Here is a 19,538-nt window from a genome sequence, read left to right on the forward strand (position 1 = left end):
TGCCGCGTCATGGTGCTCTGCTACTGGAACTGGCCAAGCTGCAGAAGGCCAAGCACTTCACCGTCGATGAGTGGTCCATTGATGAGAGGGCCGTTGATGATTCCACCGTTCAGGATGCCACCGGCAAGGAAGCCGCCGAGAATTCCGCCGTCGAGGGTACCTGCGCTGGAAGGGGCCGAAGTTTCACTTGCCGTCGTTGGGGCGGGGGCTGCTGTGGCTGCTTGTGCAGGGAGAGAAGCAAGGGTGAAGGCGGAGGCTGCAAGGACGGTTCCGACTGCGATGCGGGCGGCGTTCCTGGTGGGCTTGTTCACGGGGTCTTCTCCATTTACGTAGCTGATGTTGTCCGCGCGCCACAGGGTGGCGCGCCATCAGTCATTCGGAGCTGCCACGCTCATGGATGGGAATGGAGTTTCTGCAGTCCTTCGGCTTGTGTGTACCGGGCGCAGCCGGCACGCAAAACCTAGCGCCGCTTCGGCCGGTAGGTTCGCCCAAAACTGCGTTCGGCGCCCTCATACATCTGGACGAGCTCCCAATCGTAGCGGCGCCCGCCGGGGACATCGAAGATGCGGGTGCCATCGCCGAGGAACACTGGGGCCACGAAGACTTGGAGTTCGTCGATGAGGTCGAGTTCCAGTGCTTGGCGCGCGATGTCGGCGCTGATGATCTGAATGTCTTTGTCGCCGGCGATCTCCTGGGCGCGGCGGACCGCCTCCACGATGTCGCAGTTAAGCGCAATGATGGTGGGGTCGTCGGCTATCTCCTCAGGCCGGTGGGTGAGGATGAACTCGGTCCCGGACCAGGCGCCGCCGTAAGCCTCGGCGGTCATCTGATCCCGCTCGTCCCGTTGGGCTTTCGCGGCGTCGTAGCCGTCCCTGCCGGAAATGATCACTGCTACCTCGCCTGCCATACGCTCCGTGGTGCCGTTTTCGAGTGGTTCGGCATCGGATAACCAGCTCATGTCGTGTCCAGGCCCAGCGATGAAACCGTCGATCGAGCATGTGAATCCCCAGGCTACTTTGCCCATGTCTTTTCCTCGTGTGGAAGGTAGTTTAAGGTTAGTCCCCGGCGGTCCGTGCTTGTTCCAGATTGGCCGCGTTCGCCAGTGCCTCGCTTAGGTTCTCCCGCTGCTCGCCGGTGAGCTCTACGGCTGCGACCTCCGCCAGCAGTACGCCCGCCCGAGCCCGGTCACCGAGCCGCATCGAGAGCTCGGCGCCGTAGACCAGCGCTTCCACAAGGTCAATGACTGGCGTCGACGCGCGGTGCCTGTTCAGTGCGCTGTCCAGGATCCGGGCGGCCTGCCGGGTGTCGCCTTTTGAGTCGCCCAGCACCACCGCGTTCTGCATGGCCTTCGCAAGCTGGCTGGTCGGTTCGTCGGTGCTGTCGTCCGCCGTGTCGGTGTTGTGGAAGATCCGGATCCAGTTGCCGCCGGGGTCGACCACCGAGAAGCCGGCGGCGTTGCCGGTGTTCTTCCGCTTGCGTGGCCTGGTCATTCGCGGGATACCGGCGACCAGCACCTTGCCGTGCACCGCGCGCATGCCGGCGGCGAAGGCTTCGTAGAGAGCCATGGTGTCCTCGACCAGGACCACACACGACCCGTACGAAGCCTCCGGGTCGAAGCCGTCCAACCCAAAGAACTGCAACTGGAAGTCTTCGCGACGGAGGCCGACACAGGGGTAGGGCTTGGTCTGCCAGTAAGTGCGTTCGAAACCGAGCATCTCGTAGAAGTCCGCGATCTCGTCGATGGATCGGCAGGGCAGCAGTGGCACAGTAATCTCGCCTGACATGGCTTCATCCTCACGCGTAGGAGAGCAGCAACTCTGCACAGCGTACGGCAAAGTTGCGAGGGGTGCTCAGAAGCGCCGGCGGCGGCTCTGGTTCAGCCGGAATCTAATCGGTGCGGTCTGGTTGGGTGAAGGTAAGACCCAGCAGGGCGTTTTCGGTGACTTCGGGCAGTGCGGGGTGGATCCAGTATTGGTTGGCGGCGAACTGACGGACGTCGAGGTCGAAGGCCAGGACCGTGATCATTTGCTGGATCAGGGTTGATGCTTGGGGGCCCATGTAGTGGGCGCCGAGGAGTTTGCCGGTGTCTTGGTCGGCGATGAGCTTGCAGATGCCGGTGGTGTCTTCCAGGGCCCAACCGTAGGCGACGTCCCCGTAGCTTTGGACTTTGGTCGTCACGTTGTGGCCGTGTTCGCGGGCTTGGGATTCGGTCATCCCGACGGTGGCGATCTGGGGGTGGGTGAAGGTGGCGGCGGGGACGTGGTCGTGTGGCATTTTCTGCAGGTTTTCCGGGTTCAGCAGGTTGTGGCGCACTGCGCGCATCTCGGCGTTGGCGACGTGTTTGAGCATGAAGGGCGATGACACGTCGCCCAGGGCCCAAACACCCTCAGCGGAGGTTGACCGGCCGTACTCATTGACCTTGATGCGCCCGGCCCCTGTTGTCTCGATCGCGCCGGAGGGCAGGTCCAGCAGATCCCCGTTGGGGACGCGCCCAGTGGCTACCAGCAGTACCTCCCCGGTGGCGGAGGAGCCGTCGTCGAGCCTGACGGTTATGCCTTGGTCTGTCTGGTCGGCGCCGATGATGGTCCTGCCGGACCGGACGGCGAAGCGTTCGGCGGCGAGGTCGTTGAAGGGGGCGTGCAGGTCTTCGTCGAGGTTCCGCAGGAGTGTGGAGCGGGCGATGATGGTGACGTCGGTGCCGAGGGCGTCGAAGACGTGGGCGAACTCCATGGCGATGTAGCCACCACCGATGACCACCAAGGATTTGGGCAGCTGGGGGAGCCGCATGATGTCCTCATTGGTGTGGTACCGCACGCCCGAGGCGGCGATGACCTCGGGGATGAAGGGGCGCGAGCCTGCGGCGATGACGACTTGGTCACCCGAGATGGTTTTCTGGTGGGGGCCTTGGCCCGTGCGCAAGGTGCGTTCTGCGACGAAGACTGCGTGCTGGTCATAGACATCGATGTTCGGGGTCTGTGGGCCGCGGCGGTATTCCTCACCGGCGGCCGCGATTGGGTCGACGCGGTTCTCGAAGATCCGGCTCACTATGCCCGGCCAGTCTACGGAGTTGACCTCGGCATCCAGGCCCAGCCGTCCGGACCTGGCGGTCTGCAGCGCGGTATCGGCGGTGTGCACGTACATTTTCGAAGGGATGCAGCCGGCGTTCAGGCAGGTGCCGCCGAACGACGCTTCCTCGATGATCGCGATCGACCGGTCTTCGAACCCGGGTCCGGGAATGGAGTTCCCGGAACCCGTGCCGATGATGACCAGGTCGTAATGCCGATCCACGGCGGCCTTGGTGGCAGTGGTGTGCATGTGGGTAGTCCTCACTCTCGAGTCTTCTCAACCCTACTGAACACGGCGCGAAGGGATAGGCCGATGGGCGCCCTCAGCCCGGATCAGCGCTGGCTGGCCGCTGTTCGATAAGGGTGAGCTGGGTGCCGTCTGGATCGATGAGGTATCCGGCACGGAGACCCCACGTCTGCCTACGCACCGGATGGAGGCGTGGCATCCCGGCGGTAGTGACCGGGACGCCGGATTGGAGAATGGCGGCGTAGAGTTCGTCGACGTCAGCTACGCGGAGGCAACACATGAAGCTGCTGGAATACGGATCGAGCCCAGGGGCCGGAAAGAACTCCAACTGCAGTCCGGCCCGGGCCAGGATCATCCAGCCCTGATCACGGAACCGGCGTTCAAAACCGAAACCACCGTAGAAGGCTTCAGTCACATCGAAGTTTCCAGAGGGGAGATTCGGGACGGCAAGGTCGCGTGCCGAGGTCAAGGCCATGTTCCCATAGTAGGTAGACGGGACACGCCAGGGGTGTCCGTGAAGCACGGACACCCCTAACGAATTACCCAGTCGCCCGACCAGGGCATAGTGGAGTCAACTTTTCGCTGGCCGGTTCTGCTCGTTGTGTATCCCCAACGCACTAAGCGATCGGTGCCGGCGGTTGTTCCCCGCTCAGCACGGCGAGGGCGTTGTCGGCGGCCAGCATGGCCATGGCGGTGCGCGTCTCCACAGTCGCCGAGCCAAGGTGCGGCAGGAGCGCAACGTTGTCCAATTCCAGTAGCCCGGGATGGACGTGGGGCTCCTGCTCGTAAACGTCGAGTCCGGCTCCTGCGATTGCCCCTTCCCGGAGAGCTGTTGCCAGCGCATTCTCATCGACGATGGGTCCGCGCGCGGTGTTGACGAGGAACGCGGAGTTCTTCATGGCGGCGAGTTGTTCTGCCCCGATCAGGTGATGGGTGCCGGGACCGTAGGGGCAGTGCAGGGAGACGACGTCGGAGACGGCCAGGAGCTCGTCGAGATCGACGCGTCGTGCATCCAGTTCGGCAGCGATCGTGGGATCGATCTCGCTGCGGGACTGATACACGATTTCCATGCCGAAGGCTTTGGCCCGGCGCGCGGTCGCTTGGCCGATGCCGCCCATGCCTACGATGCCGAGTGTCTTGCCCTGCAGGCTGGACCCGAGCAGGAAAAACATGCCCCACTTCCAAGGCTGCCCCGAGCGGATGAGTCGTTCACCCTCGCCGAGCCGACGGGTCGCCATAAGAATAAGGCCGAAGGCGATGTCGGCCGTGGCTTCCGTGAGCACGCCCGGCGTATTGGTGGCCATGATGCCCCGTTCGTTGCAGGCGGGTACGTCGATGTTGTCATAGCCGACGGCGACGTTCGCCACGACTTTGAGCTGCGGTCCGGCGGCGTCGAGCAGTTCGGCATCAACGCGCTCGGTGAGCAGGGACACGATGGCGTCGGCACCAGCTACGCGACGCAGGAGTTCTTCCCGCCCAATGGATTCCGGGCCACTCCACGCATCGACGTCGTGTTCCGCGCGAAGCTTTTCAATCGCAGAGTCGGGGATGCGTCCCGTGACGACAACCCGGCTCATGCTGCCACGATCCATTCGCGGAGCCGGCCGAGGCCATCGCGGATGTTGGCGACGTCGATTCCTGAGTACGCGAGCCGGATGTACTGCCGTTCTTCTCCAGGTTGGCGTCGGCCGAAGTGCTCACGAGTGCAGAAGGACACGCCGGTTTTGTACAGCGCGTCGCTGGCGAAGTCGCCCACTGCCGTGTAACCCATTGTCTCCATGACATCGGTGACGTCCGGGAACAGGTAGAAGGTCGATTGCGGCACGGCGACGTGCATTCCGGGGACGGAATTGACGAGCTCGCAGGTAGCATCCCGGCGCTCACGCAGGATGTCGAGCATCTGCTGGACGGGTTCCTGGGTGCCGCGAAGTGCTTCGATGCCTGCCCATTGCACGTAGTGGGTGGTGCACGATTCGTCGTTGGTGTTGAGGGTGCTGAGGACTTTTGCGATCTCAAGTGGTGCGACTGCGCAGCCGAGGCGTGAGCCGGTCATGGCGAATTTCTTGCTGAAGGTGTAGAGGATGACCGTGCGATCTGCCATGCCCGGGATGGACGCGATCGAGCTGGAGGCACCCTCGTAGCGGGTCTCGAAGTAGGCCTCGTCGGAGAGGACCCAGAGGTTGTGCTCCTGGGCGATCTGAGCGATGGCCTCACGCTCAACCGCAGTTGATTCTGCGGAGATGGGGTTCTGCAGGTCGTTGTAGATGATCGCCACCGTGTTAGCGGTGATGGACGCGCGAACTTGGTCCAGGTCGATCGAGAAGCCCTGGCTCGTGGGGACGTAACGGTACGGCACCGCTGTGCCTCCGAGGTATTCGATCTGCGATTCGTAGATGGGGAAGCCGGGATTCGGGTAGAGCACCTCCTGCCCGGGGTTCATCACAGCCTGAAGGAACTTCGTGATGACCGGCTTGCCGCCCGTCATCACCACGACGTTATCGGCAGAGAAGGTCATGCCACGGCGTGAGCCGAGGTCCTCGGCGAGGGCTTCGCGGAGCTGTGGGATGCCTGGGCCGGGACAGTAGCCCGTGTACCCGTCAGCGATTGCCTTGGTCATCGCCTCGACGATATGTGGGGCGGTTGGGATGTTGATGTCCCCGAGGTGGAAGGGGTAAACAAGATTCCCCTTCGCCTTCCAGGCCGCCGCAGCTTGGGCGACGCTAAAGGCGGTTTCCGTGCCGAGCCGTTCGAGTCGATGCGCGAGTTGCTGCATGCTGTTTACTCCTCGTTGAGTTAAGAGTCTTCCGTAGACATCTAATACTTAACTAATATATCAGGAATGGCATGTTCCGCGAAAGGACACGAACGTTCGAGCGGCGACCCCGATGAGCAAACCCGTTAATCCACCAACGGGGAAATGCCGCATTGATGGGCTCGGTCGATTGCGGGTTTGCACGTCATCCGTTGGGCGTACTACTGTTTTTCTACTGAACCGGCATGGGTGAAAAGGCTCGGTGAGGCGGCGCGAATCACCGCTGTCCACTCCTAGGATTTCACCCCATTCCCGCTGAAGCCCCTCCCGTGGGGCCTTCCCAATGTTGCAGGGAGTGAGGTTGTAAGTATGCTTATGATATTTGCTAGTTCGGATATCCCGACATCCGTGGTCGAGGTCTTCGGTCTCCGTCGTTGCGAGGAGTAGTCCATGGTCAGCTTTCGTCCCTTGGCCCGCATCGCCTCGGTCTTGACCACCCCGCTTGCGCCGGAGGATGTCATGGCGCTGTTCAACCCGGTCTATTCATCCCGTCAGTTGCGGGGGGTCGTCACCGAGGTAGTCCACGAAACAGCTCAATCAGCCACCATCTTCTTCCGGCCCGGCCGCGGCTGGCATGCCCACCTCGCCGGCCAGTGGGCGAGAATAGGCGTAGAAATCAATGGGGTCCGCCAATGGCGGTCCTATTCGCTGAGTGCGCCGGCTGGTAAAGGTCCGGCCATCACTGTCACGGACGTTGGATCCGTTTCCGGAACCTTGGTCCGTAAGACCAAGGTGGGTGACGTCCTCTTCCTTGCTCCGCCCCAGGGCGACTTTGTCCTCCCTGAGCACCCCCGTTCACTACTCATGCTCACAGCGGGAAGCGGCATCACTCCCGTGATGTCAATGATTCGGACGCTTGTCCCCAGCCGCCCCGATGCAGACGTTGTCCTGATCCATTCCTCCCGCGAAGAAGGCGACAGTATCTTCCGCGAGGAACTGGACGAACTTGCTGATCAGTTTCCCAACTTCCGCGTGGTGCAGTGGCACACCAGTGGACGTGGCCGCATGAACTTCGCATCCACGGCCGTCCTCGAGGACGTGTGCCCGGACTGGCGTGACAGGGCAGCGTACGCGTGCGGCCCTGGGTCTTTCCTGGATGACGCCGAAGCTATGTGGAACCAGGCAGCGTTGACTCCTGCCGCCACGTCAGGGAAGTCAGCCACCGGTGGAACAGGGCACGGCTCGCTCACTATCGAGCGCTTCAGCACCGAGCTCCTGGGCGGGGACGGCAGTGAAGGCGGCGTGGTCACGTTCGAAACTTCCGATCGCGAGGTCCAGGCCGACGGCGGTGTCCCTCTCCTCGACGTCGGCGAGGACGCAGGGGTGCTGATGCCCAGCGGCTGCCGCATGGGTATCTGTCACAGCTGCCTGACTCCTTTGCTTGCCGGGAGGGTCCGCGATCTGCGCACCGGTGAGATCCATGGGGCGCCCGGGGAACTTATCCAAACTTGTGTCTCGGCAGCCGCCGGGCCCGTCAACCTGGAAATCTGAGGAGTACAACAGCATGTCAGTGGTTTCAGCCAAAGGCTCCGTCACCGCCGTCGGATCCAAGACCCGGCGCGGTGCCCTTGCTGATGCGGGACGGCCCACGGTTCGGCCGCCGGCGGCCGCACACCTGAGCGACGAGCAAGTAGCCCAACTGGGCCGTGAGCTCGATGCGATCCGTGACGAAATCCTTGCCAAGCGAGGCTCCAGCGACGCCGCTTACATCAGGCGGATGATCAAGATCCAGCGTGGGTTGGAAATCTCAGGTCGTGCCGCATTGCTGGTAAGCAAGAACAAAGCTGCCTGGTTCACCGGCACGACACTCCTCAGCCTGGCAAAAATCCTGGAGAACATGGAACTTGGCCACAACATCCTCCACGGCCAGTGGGACTGGATGCGTGACCCGGACATCCACTCCACCACCTGGGAATGGGACTTCGTTACCCCGTCGCGTTCGTGGCAGCACACGCACAACGACCTCCACCATCGCTGGACCAACGTGGTTGGCAAGGATCGCGACGTCGGCTACAACCTTCTGCGCATGGACCCCGACCAGGAGTGGAAGCCCTTCAACCTGGGCAATCCGCTCTACAACGCAGTGCTTGCGCCCGTTTTTGAATGGGGCATAGCCCTCTACGACTTGGAGATCCCCGAGTACAAGGAGGGCCTGAAGTCGAAAGAGGCCATGAACAAGGACCTCAAAGCGTTGGGGCGGAAGGCGCTCAAACAGTTTGCCAAGGACTATGCGGCCACCCCGGCCCTGGCAATGCTGTCGGGTTCCGGGAAACAAGCCCTCTACGGCACACTCGTTGCCAACGCCGTCCGCAACGTCTGGGCGCACTCCGTCATCTTCTGCGGCCACTTCCCGGAAGGAACGGACACGTTCACAGAGGACATGGTGGAAGGCGAAACCCGCGGTGACTGGTACGTCCGTCAGATGATCGGATCCGCCAACATCTCGGGCTCACGGTTCATGCACCTCATGACAGGGAATCTGTCGCACCAGATCGAGCACCATCTCTTCCCTGACCTGCCGTCCAACCGCTACGCCGAGATTGCGCCCAAGGTCCGTGACATTTGCCAGCGTTACGGCTTGAAGTACACCACAGGGCCGCTGCTGAAACAGGTCGGTTCCGCGTGGGCTAAGGTCTTTAAGCTCGCTCTCCCTTAGCCCGCCCTGCCTTAGCTCTGCCGCTTGAGTGCGCGTCCCAGGCGCGCTGCCGCTTCCTCAAGCTTCGGGGCTGGAACGTCGCCGTAAGCCAGGCGCAAGTGCCGGTCAGCGTCGGTCCCCGGACCCGAGGGGAAGAACGAGCCCCGCTGGTACTCAACACCTTCGGCGCTGGCGTCGGCGGCAAGTTTGTCAGGGTCCACCGATGAGTCTGCCAGTTTGGGCCAGAGGAACAGCCCGCCGTCGGGAAGGACGGTCTCGAACGCGCCTGGTGCCTCGCGATGCAGTGCTGCAACAAGCGTTTCGGCCCGATTTCGATACAGTGCACGGGCACGGTCCAGTGTTGCGTCGAAGATCCCGGGATCGGAGGTCACCAGTTCTCCTATGATCGCTTGAACCAGAGTGGAGCTGTGCGAATCCTGCCTGCTCCGCAAAGCCACAAGATCGCGGGACAGTCGCTCGGGTGCCACGGTCCAGCCGAGGCGAAGTCCCGGGCCCAGAGTTTTGGTGAACGTGTTGATGTGGAGGACGTGATCCGAGGCATTGAATTCCCCCACGCTCTCCTGTTCACCGGCAAAACGAAGTTCGCGGTACGGGTTGTCGGCCAGGATCACGAAACCGTAGTGCTCGGCCAGCCGCACCAACTCCTTCCTGGCCTCTTCGGGCAGCGTCCCTTGGGAAGGATTGTGGAAGTCCGGTACGGTGTAGAGCGCTGAGGGGCGGGCGCCTGCGCGCAACTGGTCCGAAAGATGATCAACGTCCAGGCCCTTGGGCCCCACGAACACGGGCAGGGTCCGCGCATCCGACAACTGAAGCCCTCGCAGGAACAGCGGAAAGATTGGGTTGTCCACGGCCACCAGGTCTCCGCGTTCCACCACGGACTGGATGGCCAGGGAGAGCCCGTGGAAGCCGCCGTTGGTGATCAGGATCCGATCCACCGGAACACCTTCGCGATCGGCGATCCACTCACGCAGCGGGGAGATGCCTTCCGTTCGCGAGTATTGGAGTGCCGGTACGCCGGGCTTCGCCAGCACTCGGGCCGTTGCGGCGGCAAGTTCCGCCGTGGGGAGGACCCCGGGGTCAGGGATGCCGCCCAGAAGTTCGATGGCATCTGCCCTGCGGTCCCGGAGCGTTTGGTCGCCGAATCCTTTCGGTGCAGTGAAGGCCTCGATCAGCGCGGGACGCCGGGTGGTTGTCAGGGTCTGGGTGGTCATGCTGTGGCCTTTGCTAGTTGTTTGACTTCTGTGGCTACCGTGCCAAGCGGGGCAGCGGCAGCCGGTGCAGCCAGGGGGATCGAGTCGAGGAGTGCACGGGTATAGGGATGTTGCGGTCGCGAGAAGATGTCCTCCACAGCTCCGTCTTCCACCACTTGCCCCTTTCGCAGGACGGAAACGGAGTCAGCCACCTGCCTTACCAACGCCAAATCATGCGAGACGAACAAGTAGGTGAGGCCCAGCTCGCGCTGCAGTTTGGACAGCAGTTCCAGGATCCCTGCCTGCACGCTCACGTCCAGGGCGGACGTCGGCTCATCCAGAACCACGACGTCGGGCCTCAACACCAACGCCCGGGCAATCGCTACGCGCTGGCGCTGGCCACCGGACAGATGCGCAGGCCGCCTCGTCGTGACATCGGCCGGCAGCCCCACGGCTGCCAACACCTCGTGCACTCGCTGGGCACGCTCCGGCTTGGAGCCCACACCGAACTGGTCCAGGGGCTCGCGGACGATCCTGCCCACACGCCACGTGGGGTCCAGGGAGGTGAATGGGTTTTGGTAGACCAGTTGGAGGTGCCGGCGGATGTCGCGCACTTCCGCACGCGACCTTCCCGACGTCGATTGGCCGGCAACCGAGATCTGCCCACTGTCCGGCTGTTCCAGTCCAAGCAGCAGCCGCACCGCAGTGGTCTTGCCGGAGCCGGATTCGCCAACGAGTGCGTGTGTCCGTCCGCGTTCTATGGAAAAGGACACGCCGTCGCAGGCAAGGATGTCCTTTCCACCGGCCGAGAAGCGCTTCGTCACATCCTGGACATCAATCTGGAGGCCCGCTGACGGTGAGGCGATTGCCCCACTTCGGGAGCCGTCGTCGTGCGCCGTATGAAAAGCAGCACGCTGGTCCCGGTACCGGTCCGGATGAAGCGCGGGGACGTCCGCTTGCAGGCTGCGCGCGTAGTCCGTTTGAGGTGAAGCGAAGACGGCCTGCGACGAGCCGCTTTCCTGCACTGCGCCGTCCTTCAGCACCACCAGGGAATTGGCCCGTTCGGCCGCGATGGCAAGGTCGTGTGTGATGAGGAGCAGGCTGATGTCCAGCTCCTGGCGGAGCTCGGTGAGCAGGTCCAGGATCAGTTTTTGTACGGTTACGTCCAGGGCGGACGTAGGTTCGTCGGCCACGATCAGGGACGGGCGGGGCAGCACGGTGAGCGCGATCAGGACGCGCTGGAGCATGCCGCCCGAAAGCTGGTGAGGGTAGGAGTCGTATACCCGTACGGGATCGGGCAGTCCCACTTGCTCCAGCACCTCCAGGATCTTGCCACGGCGAACTGACGGATCGGTTTCGCCGAGCAGCGCCGCAGCTTCATGTGCCTGCGCGCCGATGGTCCGGACCGGGTTTAGCGCGGAGGCGGGGTCCTGCGGGATAAACCCGAGTTCCCGACCGCGCAGGGGACGGAACTGCTTTTCGGGCAAGGCCAGAACGTCCCGTCCGTTCAATGCCACTCGGCCCGTGGCCGTCGCTTCACCGTGGGGGAGCAGGCGCAGGACGGCCTTGGCGATGGTCGACTTGCCGGAGCCGGATTCGCCGATAAGCGCCAGGCTTTCGCCTTTGGCGACCGAAAAAGAAACGTCATGAACGACGGCGGTGGGACCGTAGGCGATCGACAAGCCTTCCACCGTCAGTAGGTCAGCTGACACGTCGGTGTCCTTTCGAGGAGTCGTCATATCACTTGGCGTTTCGCAGCCAGCGGCTGATGCGGTTCACGGACAGGACGGTGACCACGATGACCGCAGCGGGCGCGTACACAAGCCAAGGAGCTGTGACGTAGGTTTTGCCCGAGGCGACCAGGAGTCCCCAGTCCGAGGCAGGGGGCGGATCGCCGTAGCCGAGGAAGGCCAGGGAGGCGATGACCAGGATGGACGTACCGAACTGCAGGACTACCAAGACCAGGACCGAGCGGTACGCGTTGGGAAGGACGTGTCCCAGCAGCGCGTGCAGCCGGTTTCCGCCCTCAAGATAGGACGCTTCAACGTAGGTGGCGCTGCGGACCCGCATCACTTCTGCCCGCATCAGCCGGGCAAAGACTGCGACGGCGGACACTCCGGTGGCGATCGCGGCGTTGATGGTCTGGAAACCCAGTGAGCTGACGATGACAACTGCGAGGAGGAAGCCGGGAATGGCCAGCAGGACGTCAACGAAGCGGCCCAGGATTGCATCCACCCAGCCTCCGCGGAAGCCGCTGGCCAGGCCGATGATGCTGCCGATCACCAGGCCGATGAGCACGGCCACCAGTGCACTTGTTACCGAGGATGCGGTTCCGTGGACTACCCGGGCGTATTGGTCGCGGCCGAGGTAATCCGTGCCGAACCAGTGAGCGGCGCTTGGTGCCGCCAACTTGCTCGCAGTATCGCCCGTGACAGGGCTCAGGGTGGTGAAGAGGCCTGGGACCAGTGACCACAGGATGACCACCAGGACTACGGCGAAGGACAACATGACCGTTGCCGGGGGCAGGCCGGCGTTGAGTTTCCTGGGCGCCGCTCCACTGTTCCGGAGCTGTGTGTTGCTGAGGATGGCAGTCATGCGCCCACCTTCTCCTTGAGTTTGGTCTCGCGGAGCTTGACGCGGGGATCCAACAGCGGCGAGGCAAGATCCGCCACCAGGTTCACGGCGACGAAGACCACGGCTGACAAAGAAACGATTGCTTGCAGGACCGGCTGGTCCTCACCGGTAACGGCCTTCTGGACCACGGTGCCGATCCCGTCCCGTCCGAAGATGGTCTCAGTGATCACAGAACCGCCCAGCAGTTCGCCCACGATGAGGGCCACCATGGCTACCGACGGCAGGGCTGAGGGCTTCACAAGATGTTTCGCGAAGAGCCTGGCCTCGCTTAACCCGCGTGAACGGGCCACCGCAGCGTATTCCTGCCGGGATTCATGGTCCAGGCTCGCGATCAGGACTTCGGCCAGGGGCGCTGAGACCGGGATGGCCAGGGTAATGGCGGCGAACAAGGTGGCCACCGGGCTGTTGGGATCGGTGGTGGTGAACGAGTGCAGCCGGAAGGCGAAGAACTCGATCAGTACCAGGCCGATCACGAAGTTGGGGACCGACAGGAAGAACGACGGTATGGACCGGACCACTGCAGCCCATTTGCCGGGCAGATACTGCGCGCCGTAGGCAATGGCGACAGCAAAAATGACGGCGATGACAAGGGCGGTCGTGGCCAGCGTCAGCGTCGAGGGCAGGGCGTCACCCACCAGTTGGGACACTGGGAGGTTGGATTGCAGCGAGAATCCCAGTTCCCCCCTCAGGAAGCGTCCCAAGGACAACAGCAACTGGACAATCACCGGTTGATCGAGGCCGTAGAAGGCAACAATCCGCTGGATGTCTTCCTCGCTCAGGCCGTGCTGCGGGTCCCTGAGCGTATTGGTGATGGCGTCGCCCGGGAGGACGCTGATGATCAGGAAGGTGAACACATAGGCGAGAAGGACGACGACGATCGCCTGGCCTGCGCGCGTCAGCGCAAAGCGCCTGTAGTCGCCTGTCACTGCGAGATCCAGGCGGTGTAGAAGTTGGCGTATGCCAGGCCGTTGTACTGGACGTCCTTGATCTTGGGGCTGATCAGGTACAGGCGCTGGACGAGTTGGTTAAGCGGGATGAAGTAGCCCTGTTCGAGGACGTACTGCTGCAGTTCGTCGGCAACCTTTTCGCGGGAGGCCCGGTCCGAGGCAGTGGCAATTGCGGTGGAAAGCTCGTTCAGCTTCTGATCGCTGGTACCGAGTCCGAACCAGTCTTCACCCTTGTTCTGGCTGGTCAGGACACCGGCGACCGTTCCGACGTCGACGAAGCTGCGTGAAGTTTGGAAGAGCGGCGGCTTGCTGGCCTGCACCGCGGCGTAGCCGGCGACGTCCACCACCTTGAGATTGACCTTGATGCCCACCTTCTTGAGCTGCTGGGCGATCAGCTCATCCTCTGCCTTGGTGGACGGCACATAGGGGTTGGGTGTCAGTGTGAATTCGAGGGTCTTGCCGTCCTTGGAACGGTAGTCATCCGAACCGGACGCCCATCCGGCGTCGTCGAGGATTTTGTTGGCTTTATCGGCGTCGAACGTGAAGCTTTCGCTGAACTCGCCGGCTTCAGGAACGTTGCCCTGGATGAACGTGGTGGCGGCGTTCCAGTCGCTGGTGTAGACGGTTTTGAGGATCTCTTCGCGGTCAATGCCGTGCTGGATGGCCTTCCGGACAGCGGGATCATTGGTGGGGAAGGCCTGGGTATTGACCTGGAATCCATCCACGAAGCCCAAGTATCGAGGTGTTCCGACTGTGAAGCCTTGGGCCTTGAGCGATTCGATCTCTTGGGGCTCCACGTTGAAAGCGACGTCAGCCTGACCGGAAACGACCGTAGATGTCCGGACCGAGGTGTCCTTGATGACCTTGTACGTGATGGTGTCCAGACGCGCCGGGCCGGTGTGGCCGAGTGCGGCCGGGCCCCAGTTGTAGTCCTTGCGCTTCTCCAGAACATAGCTGTCGCCCTGCTTCCAGGACTTGACCACGAACGGACCGCTGCCGATCTCCTGGCTGAGGTCCGCCTGCGCTTCCACCGGGAGCGCGAGGGTTTTCGGGGAGAGCAGGATGCAGCCGTGATAGGCCAGTGTGGCAATGAAGCCCAGCGCGGGCGAGGAAAACGAAACCTTGACTGTGGCTGCGTCTGTGGCTTCAGCAGAAACGAAATTGCTGGAGGGGAACAAACCCACCTTGCTGACGCCGCGGGTGGAATCGCCCTTCGCCCAGGCATTGAGGTTGGCGACCACGGCTGCTGCGTCCAGCGGACTGCCGTCGGAGAACGTCACGCCCTGCTTCAGGTGGAGGATGAAATCCTTGGCGCCGTTGAGTTCTTCCCAGCTCTCGGCAACCCACGGGCTCAACTCGCCCTTTTCATTGACATACACCAGCTTGTCCGTGATCTGGCCCCACAGGTTGCCCTCGTAGCTGGAGATGGATGTCTTGCTGGAAACCCAGCCGGTGTCATACCCCTGAATCAGGAAAGTGACGTCACCGCCATCCACCGGTGTGGTGGAACCGGCGCCCGTGCTGGCGGTTGTGCCGCCGCACGCCGTGACGAGTGCCGTGGTACTGAGCGCGCCGAGGCCTGCAAGGAAGGCCCGCCTGCGGAATTCAGGGTTGTTGAAAGTGTTCATGGTTAGCTCCTGATGCGTCATGGTGCGTTGGGGGATGCTGCGGGGCAGGGCGGTCAGATGGCCTTGCCGGGATTGAGAAGTTGCTGGGGGTCGATGGCTGCCTTGATGGCGTGCTGCACCTCGCGGCTGCGCTCCGAGAGTTCCAGTGCTGCCCATTCGCGTTTGATGGTTCCCACGCCGTGTTCGCCGGTGACCGTCCCACCGAGGGCAAGCGCCACCTTGACGAGTTCAGTGGCCGCTTCCAGGAGGGCGGCAGGTGGGTTCGCGCCGTCGTCGGGCGTCTTGTCCTTGGTGATCAGCGGGTGGAGGTTGCCGTCGCCGGCGTGCGATACCGCGGAAATGGCCACGCCGAAACGCGCTTCCAACGCCGGGAAGGCAGCGTAGACCTTGGGCAGTTGCGACTTGGGCACGGCGATGTCCTCGCCGATGTACCACTTGTCCTGGGGGAGGCCACGGCCGCTGCGGCGCAGTTCCCAGAGCCGCACTGCGTCGTCATCGGACTCCACGGTGACCCGCCCGCCGGCGGCGGTGAGCGCTGTGGCGAGGTCGGCGGCTTGGTCGCCGATACCGTAGCCGTCGATTTCCATGAGGATCAAGGCGGCCCCGCGTTCCCGCAGGGCGGTTCCGGAGTAGGCGTCGATGTTGGCCAAGCTGGGGGTGTCGAAGAATTCGATGGCGGCCGGACGGACGGGGGAGAGCGTGATGGCCGCGAGGCCTTCGGCGCCCTCCGCTGTGCTGTTGAAGAACGCGCTGACGGTCTTGCGGGCCACCGGGATGGGACGCAAGCGGACCGTCGCTTGTGTAACGATGCCCAGGATTCCCTCCGAGCCGACAAACAGTGAGGTCAGGTCCAGTCCCGTAACGCCCTTGATGGAGCGGTGGCCGATGGTGATGAGGCTACCGTCAGCGAGGACGACGTCGAGCGACAGGATGGACTCGCGGGTTACTCCGTATTTGGCGCACCTGAGTCCGCCGGCATTGGTGGCAATATTGCCGCCGATGGAGGAAATATCGAAACTCGCTGGATCAGGAGCGTAGAAAAGCCCAAACGGTTCAAGGTGTTTATTCAAATCCGCATTGATGACACCGGGCTCTACTACAGCTACTTCATCCAAAGGGGAGACCTCCAGGATGCTGGTGAGTTTCTCGGTGGAAATGACCACCTGGTCTTGTCGTGCGGTGGCTCCGCCCGACAGGCCCGTTCCAGCACCACGCGGCACCACCGTCACGCCAAGCTCCGCGGCCAGCTGCACTGCCGCCTGAACCTCGGCGGCCGTCGAGGGAAGAACGACGCCGGGGCCCGGATTTCCGCTGTCGGCTGCAGTTTTTGCCGTGGCTGCGTCGTGGCCGTAGCGGGTGGTCCGGGGGCCGGGAGCCAGGATCTCAATGCCTTCGACTCGTCGCGAGAGTTCACGGATGTAGTCCTGCAATGCGGTGTGTTCTTCGGTGAGCTGTTGTGTTGTCATGCGGGCGTCTCTCCGTCCGGGTGCATGACAAGGCATTCCTGCGCGAAGCACCCAAAGGCTTGTGATGGAAATCCCGGTCACAAATGACTGGGTCCTCAAAAGCTAGCGGGATTCGGAATTTACGCGCGAGTTTCCTGAAACGTCGATCAATAGTTCTCAACCGGGGGTAGTAAACAGGACTATTAAGTAAGAGAACGTCATTCAGCGAAAGAATTGTTTATTGGGGGTGCTGCTTCGCCCGCCAGCACGGCGAAGATGACAGTTGTGGTCTGTTTGCTACGCCCAGGCGTCGCGCCGAGAAGCCCGATGTCGCTCGGTGACCGACTGGTTAGCTTGCATGACCGATTCAGCGCCGCCGCCGTTGCTTCGCGTACGTCTGGCGTCCGGGCAAGTACATCAATAGGGACGTGCCGGCCGCCTGACCCAGCCCGGCTTCTACTGTGGCTTGAAGGGCGAGAGTCGGCGGATTCTCTGTCGTGCAGCAGAAATCAGGGGACGTGCTTCCAGGGCTCCTGACTTCACAGAAGACAGCACCTTACGGAGGATGCCACTGAAGCGATCCTTGCTTCGCAGGTTGTGCGTCAGGTCCCAGGTGGTTCGGATGGAGTGCACGGCGAGAACAACGATGAAGAGTGAGATCACCAGGCCGGCAACTGAGGCGGCCACGATCATCACCCCTGTGATGTGCACCAGGAGCACGGCAGAAATCACAACGGTGTGGGCGTCAAAAAGTTCCATATTCATTTCTCGCGGAGTAGTGGGTGGGGTGGTTTTCGTGGGGAATCCCGTTGCCGGGATTCCCCCTAAAACAGAGGCCAGGGCACCGCTGGCATGTCACCGCTTGGAGCCGGGAACTGTCCTAGCAGGCGCAATCTGGCGCAGCGTGTGGCCAGTGATGCGACTTCTTCGGCGCTCAGCAAGTCCGCGAGGTTTTGACCCAGCCCACCGTTCAAACCCTCGGCCACACGATCGATGCCTTCTAGTTCCCCGGCGGCAAGCGGGTCGCCCAGCCATCCCCACAGCACCGTGCGCAACTTGTGGTCATGGTGGAAGGTCAGTCCATGGTCTACGCCGTGTCGGCGTCCGTCCGTCATGGCAAGGATGTGGTCGCCTTTACGGTCGGCATTGTTGACGATCATGTCGAAGACCGCCATGCGTCTTAGCGCCGGCGAGTCTTCGTGAATGAGGGCGACCATCTGTCCCTTCTCATCCTGTCCTTCGAGCACGTGCTTCCATCCCGTCTGCGGCACGCGGTCCGTTGCGACCAGGTCCACGGCGCGCTGGGAAGGGTCTTGCTCTTGCCAGAGTTGCACCATTCCTTCGCCCAACGGGCCATCGCGCAGCCAGGTGCGTGGCACGATGTCCCCACCGAATACCTGCGACACCAGGTAGGCAGCCACTTCCCGGTGAGCCAGATTGCCATGGGGAAAATCCCAGAGCGGACTTTCGCCTGCTATCGGCTTGTAAACGACTGTGACGTCCCCGATGGCGCCCAGGAATGTCGCGTTTGAAGCCGTCGTGATGCGGCCAGAGAGCGTCAGCTCGGCGGTCGCCAAGTCCGGCGCCGGCATCACGCCTCGGGAAGGGTGCAACTGTGCCCGTCGGCGTCTACGGGGTATCCACACAGCGGGCACGTCGGGCGCCCGGCGCCGACGATTTCACGGGTGCGCTTGGCGAATGCACGGGCGGTGCCTACAGGCATGCGGACCAGCAGCATTTCGGCTTCGATTGCGCCGTCCTCAACAAGCGGTTCGTCGTTGTCATCAGCATCGACCTCGGCGATGGGGTAGGCCTCAATCACCACCTGCGCCGTGGTCGGATCCCAACCCAAGCTCATGGCTCCGGCGCGAAACTGCTCGTCAACTGCCTCAAGGGGCTCGTTGTCCACAAGCTCAATGGGAGTACTCGTCGGAACGCTGAACGGGTTGCCCTGAACGGTGATGAGCTGGTCAAGGATCTCGTCGATCTTCTCCGCAAGCTGGGCCGACTGCTGCTTCTCCAGGGCAATACTCACGATCTGTTTCCCCGCGCGCACCTGCAGGTAGAACGTCCGCGACCCCGGAAGGCCAATGGTCCCAACTACAACCCGATCAGGCCAGGCAAACTCGTGAACACTTGTAGGCATGTCAGTATTTTAGGCACATAAGATTCACGGCGCGTTCTGACCTGCACCGCCGCCCACCGGCGCATCGCCGGAATGCATGCCGTTCGACAGCCATGACAGATCACCGGCATCGGTGTTGGTCGCGTAGACGCTCGGCCGATCAGCCCCGTAGCGCACGATCGAAATGGAGGCGGGGCCAACGTTGATACGCTGGAAAAGGTCAAGGTGCATGCCGAGCGCGTCGGCAAGGATTGACTTGATGATGTCACCGTGACTCACCGCCACCCACACCGCTCCTGGCCCATGCTCGGCTTCGAAGGCTGCATCGTGGCGCCTGATTGCCGCCACGGACCTGGCCTGCATCGCGGCCATGGATTCTCCCCCGGGAAACACGACGGCGGATGGTTGCGTTTGCACTACTGGCCACAAATCCTCGGTTGCGAGCTCACTGAGCATGCGGCCCTGCCACTGGCCGTAATCACATTCGGTGAGATCGATGTCGACCGGCGCATATGGCGTGCCGGCCTGGCGGGCGAGAATCAACTGGGCGGTCTGCCGGCAGCGCTCAAGAGGACTCGACACCACCCCGACTACCGGCACGGCTGCGAGCCGGTCTGCTGTCACAGCCGCCTGTTCGCACCCCATTTGATCCAGGCTCACGCCATCGGCCCGGCCAGCCAGCAGTCCAGTGGCATTGGCTGTGGTGCGGCCGTGCCGCACGAGAATAACTGTCGCCATCCACCCAGCCTAGTTCCCCGCCCGTACCTGCGTGGTTCGGTGAATCGCGTG

19 protein-coding genes are annotated in these 19,538 nt (G+C 62.7%); 2 read left to right on the top strand and 17 right to left on the bottom strand.

Translation table 11 applies throughout. The annotated features are described in order from the left end of the window. Positions 1–20: 20 nt before the first annotated feature. The 7 genes from AB4Y77_RS14950 to AB4Y77_RS14980 all read right to left on the bottom strand — a co-directional run bounded on the left by AB4Y77_RS14950 (position 21) and on the right by AB4Y77_RS14980 (position 6,085). Complete coding sequence (locus tag AB4Y77_RS14950) at positions 21–311, bottom strand: hypothetical protein (protein ID WP_311212211.1); 291 nt, start codon at positions 309–311, stop codon at positions 21–23. Between the two features lie 149 nt (positions 312–460). After that, the gene (locus AB4Y77_RS14955) at positions 461–1,024 is read right to left on the bottom strand and encodes a dihydrofolate reductase family protein (protein ID WP_311212210.1); all 564 of its coding nucleotides are present in this window, start codon (positions 1,022–1,024) and stop codon (positions 461–463) included. Positions 1,025–1,055: 31 nt separating this feature from the next. Further along, positions 1,056–1,784, bottom strand: coding sequence for a hypothetical protein (locus tag AB4Y77_RS14960; protein WP_442014479.1), 729 nt, complete (start codon positions 1,782–1,784; stop codon positions 1,056–1,058). Positions 1,785–1,887: 103 nt separating this feature from the next. Next, positions 1,888–3,315, bottom strand: coding sequence for a mycothione reductase (gene mtr, locus AB4Y77_RS14965; protein WP_311212208.1), 1,428 nt, complete (start codon positions 3,313–3,315; stop codon positions 1,888–1,890). Positions 3,316–3,388: 73 nt separating this feature from the next. After that, positions 3,389–3,787: a bleomycin resistance protein gene (locus AB4Y77_RS14970; protein ID WP_311212207.1), complete on the bottom strand. Its 399-nt coding sequence runs from the start codon at positions 3,785–3,787 to the stop codon at positions 3,389–3,391. A 142-nt stretch (positions 3,788–3,929) separates the two neighbouring features. Then, complete coding sequence (locus tag AB4Y77_RS14975) at positions 3,930–4,889, bottom strand: 2-hydroxyacid dehydrogenase (protein ID WP_311212206.1); 960 nt, start codon at positions 4,887–4,889, stop codon at positions 3,930–3,932. Next, complete coding sequence (locus AB4Y77_RS14980; RefSeq protein WP_311212205.1) at positions 4,886–6,085, bottom strand: pyridoxal phosphate-dependent aminotransferase; 1,200 nt, start codon at positions 6,083–6,085, stop codon at positions 4,886–4,888. Before AB4Y77_RS14980 ends, AB4Y77_RS14975 begins: the two co-directional genes overlap by 4 nt. A gap of 429 nt (positions 6,086–6,514) precedes the next feature. On the opposite strand from AB4Y77_RS14980, the gene AB4Y77_RS14985 reads away from it, so the two are divergent. Both AB4Y77_RS14985 and AB4Y77_RS14990 read left to right on the top strand, forming a co-directional pair. After that, positions 6,515–7,615, top strand: a complete 1,101-nt coding sequence (locus AB4Y77_RS14985; RefSeq protein ID WP_442014480.1) for a ferredoxin reductase — start codon at positions 6,515–6,517, stop codon at positions 7,613–7,615. A gap of 13 nt (positions 7,616–7,628) precedes the next feature. Further along, on the top strand, positions 7,629–8,780 hold the full coding sequence (locus AB4Y77_RS14990) for a fatty acid desaturase family protein (protein ID WP_311212203.1): 1,152 nt from the start codon (positions 7,629–7,631) through the stop codon (positions 8,778–8,780). Positions 8,781–8,791: 11 nt separating this feature from the next. Here the strand turns inward: AB4Y77_RS14990 and AB4Y77_RS14995 are convergent, their stop codons facing one another. The 10 genes from AB4Y77_RS14995 to AB4Y77_RS15040 form a co-directional block, all read right to left on the bottom strand. Next, on the bottom strand, positions 8,792–9,991 hold the full coding sequence (locus AB4Y77_RS14995; protein ID WP_311212202.1) for an aminotransferase-like domain-containing protein: 1,200 nt from the start codon (positions 9,989–9,991) through the stop codon (positions 8,792–8,794). Further along, positions 9,988–11,709, bottom strand: a complete 1,722-nt coding sequence (locus tag AB4Y77_RS15000) for a dipeptide ABC transporter ATP-binding protein (protein WP_442014481.1) — start codon at positions 11,707–11,709, stop codon at positions 9,988–9,990. The genes AB4Y77_RS14995 and AB4Y77_RS15000 overlap by 4 nt, the downstream gene beginning before the upstream one ends. Before the next feature lies 1 nt (position 11,710). Continuing rightward, positions 11,711–12,565, bottom strand: coding sequence for an ABC transporter permease (locus tag AB4Y77_RS15005; protein ID WP_442014482.1), 855 nt, complete (start codon positions 12,563–12,565; stop codon positions 11,711–11,713). Next, positions 12,562–13,530, bottom strand: a complete 969-nt coding sequence (locus tag AB4Y77_RS15010) for an ABC transporter permease (protein ID WP_442014483.1) — start codon at positions 13,528–13,530, stop codon at positions 12,562–12,564. The genes AB4Y77_RS15005 and AB4Y77_RS15010 overlap by 4 nt, the downstream gene beginning before the upstream one ends. Beyond that, positions 13,527–15,179, bottom strand: coding sequence for an ABC transporter substrate-binding protein (locus AB4Y77_RS15015; protein ID WP_442014484.1), 1,653 nt, complete (start codon positions 15,177–15,179; stop codon positions 13,527–13,529). Before AB4Y77_RS15015 ends, AB4Y77_RS15010 begins: the two co-directional genes overlap by 4 nt. Positions 15,180–15,232: 53 nt before the next feature. Then, entirely contained in the window at positions 15,233–16,645 is a 1,413-nt protein-coding gene (locus AB4Y77_RS15020; protein ID WP_311212197.1) for an FAD-binding oxidoreductase, read from the bottom strand. 435 nt (positions 16,646–17,080) lie between these two features. Continuing rightward, the gene (locus AB4Y77_RS15025; protein WP_311212196.1) at positions 17,081–17,383 is read right to left on the bottom strand and encodes a hypothetical protein; all 303 of its coding nucleotides are present in this window, start codon (positions 17,381–17,383) and stop codon (positions 17,081–17,083) included. Positions 17,384–17,448: 65 nt separating this feature from the next. Next, a complete protein-coding gene (locus AB4Y77_RS15030) occupies positions 17,449–18,216 on the bottom strand; it encodes an SCO1664 family protein (RefSeq protein ID WP_442014485.1) in 768 nt (255 codons plus the stop codon). Beyond that, a complete protein-coding gene (locus AB4Y77_RS15035; RefSeq protein ID WP_311212194.1) occupies positions 18,216–18,770 on the bottom strand; it encodes a DUF3090 domain-containing protein in 555 nt (184 codons plus the stop codon). Before AB4Y77_RS15035 ends, AB4Y77_RS15030 begins: the two co-directional genes overlap by 1 nt. Before the next feature lie 24 nt (positions 18,771–18,794). Continuing rightward, entirely contained in the window at positions 18,795–19,487 is a 693-nt protein-coding gene (locus tag AB4Y77_RS15040) for a histidine phosphatase family protein (RefSeq protein WP_442014486.1), read from the bottom strand. Between the last annotated feature and the right edge of the window lie 51 nt (positions 19,488–19,538).

Source organism: Paenarthrobacter sp. YAF11_1, assembly GCF_052113445.1.
Lineage (GTDB): Bacteria > Actinomycetota > Actinomycetes > Actinomycetales > Micrococcaceae > Arthrobacter.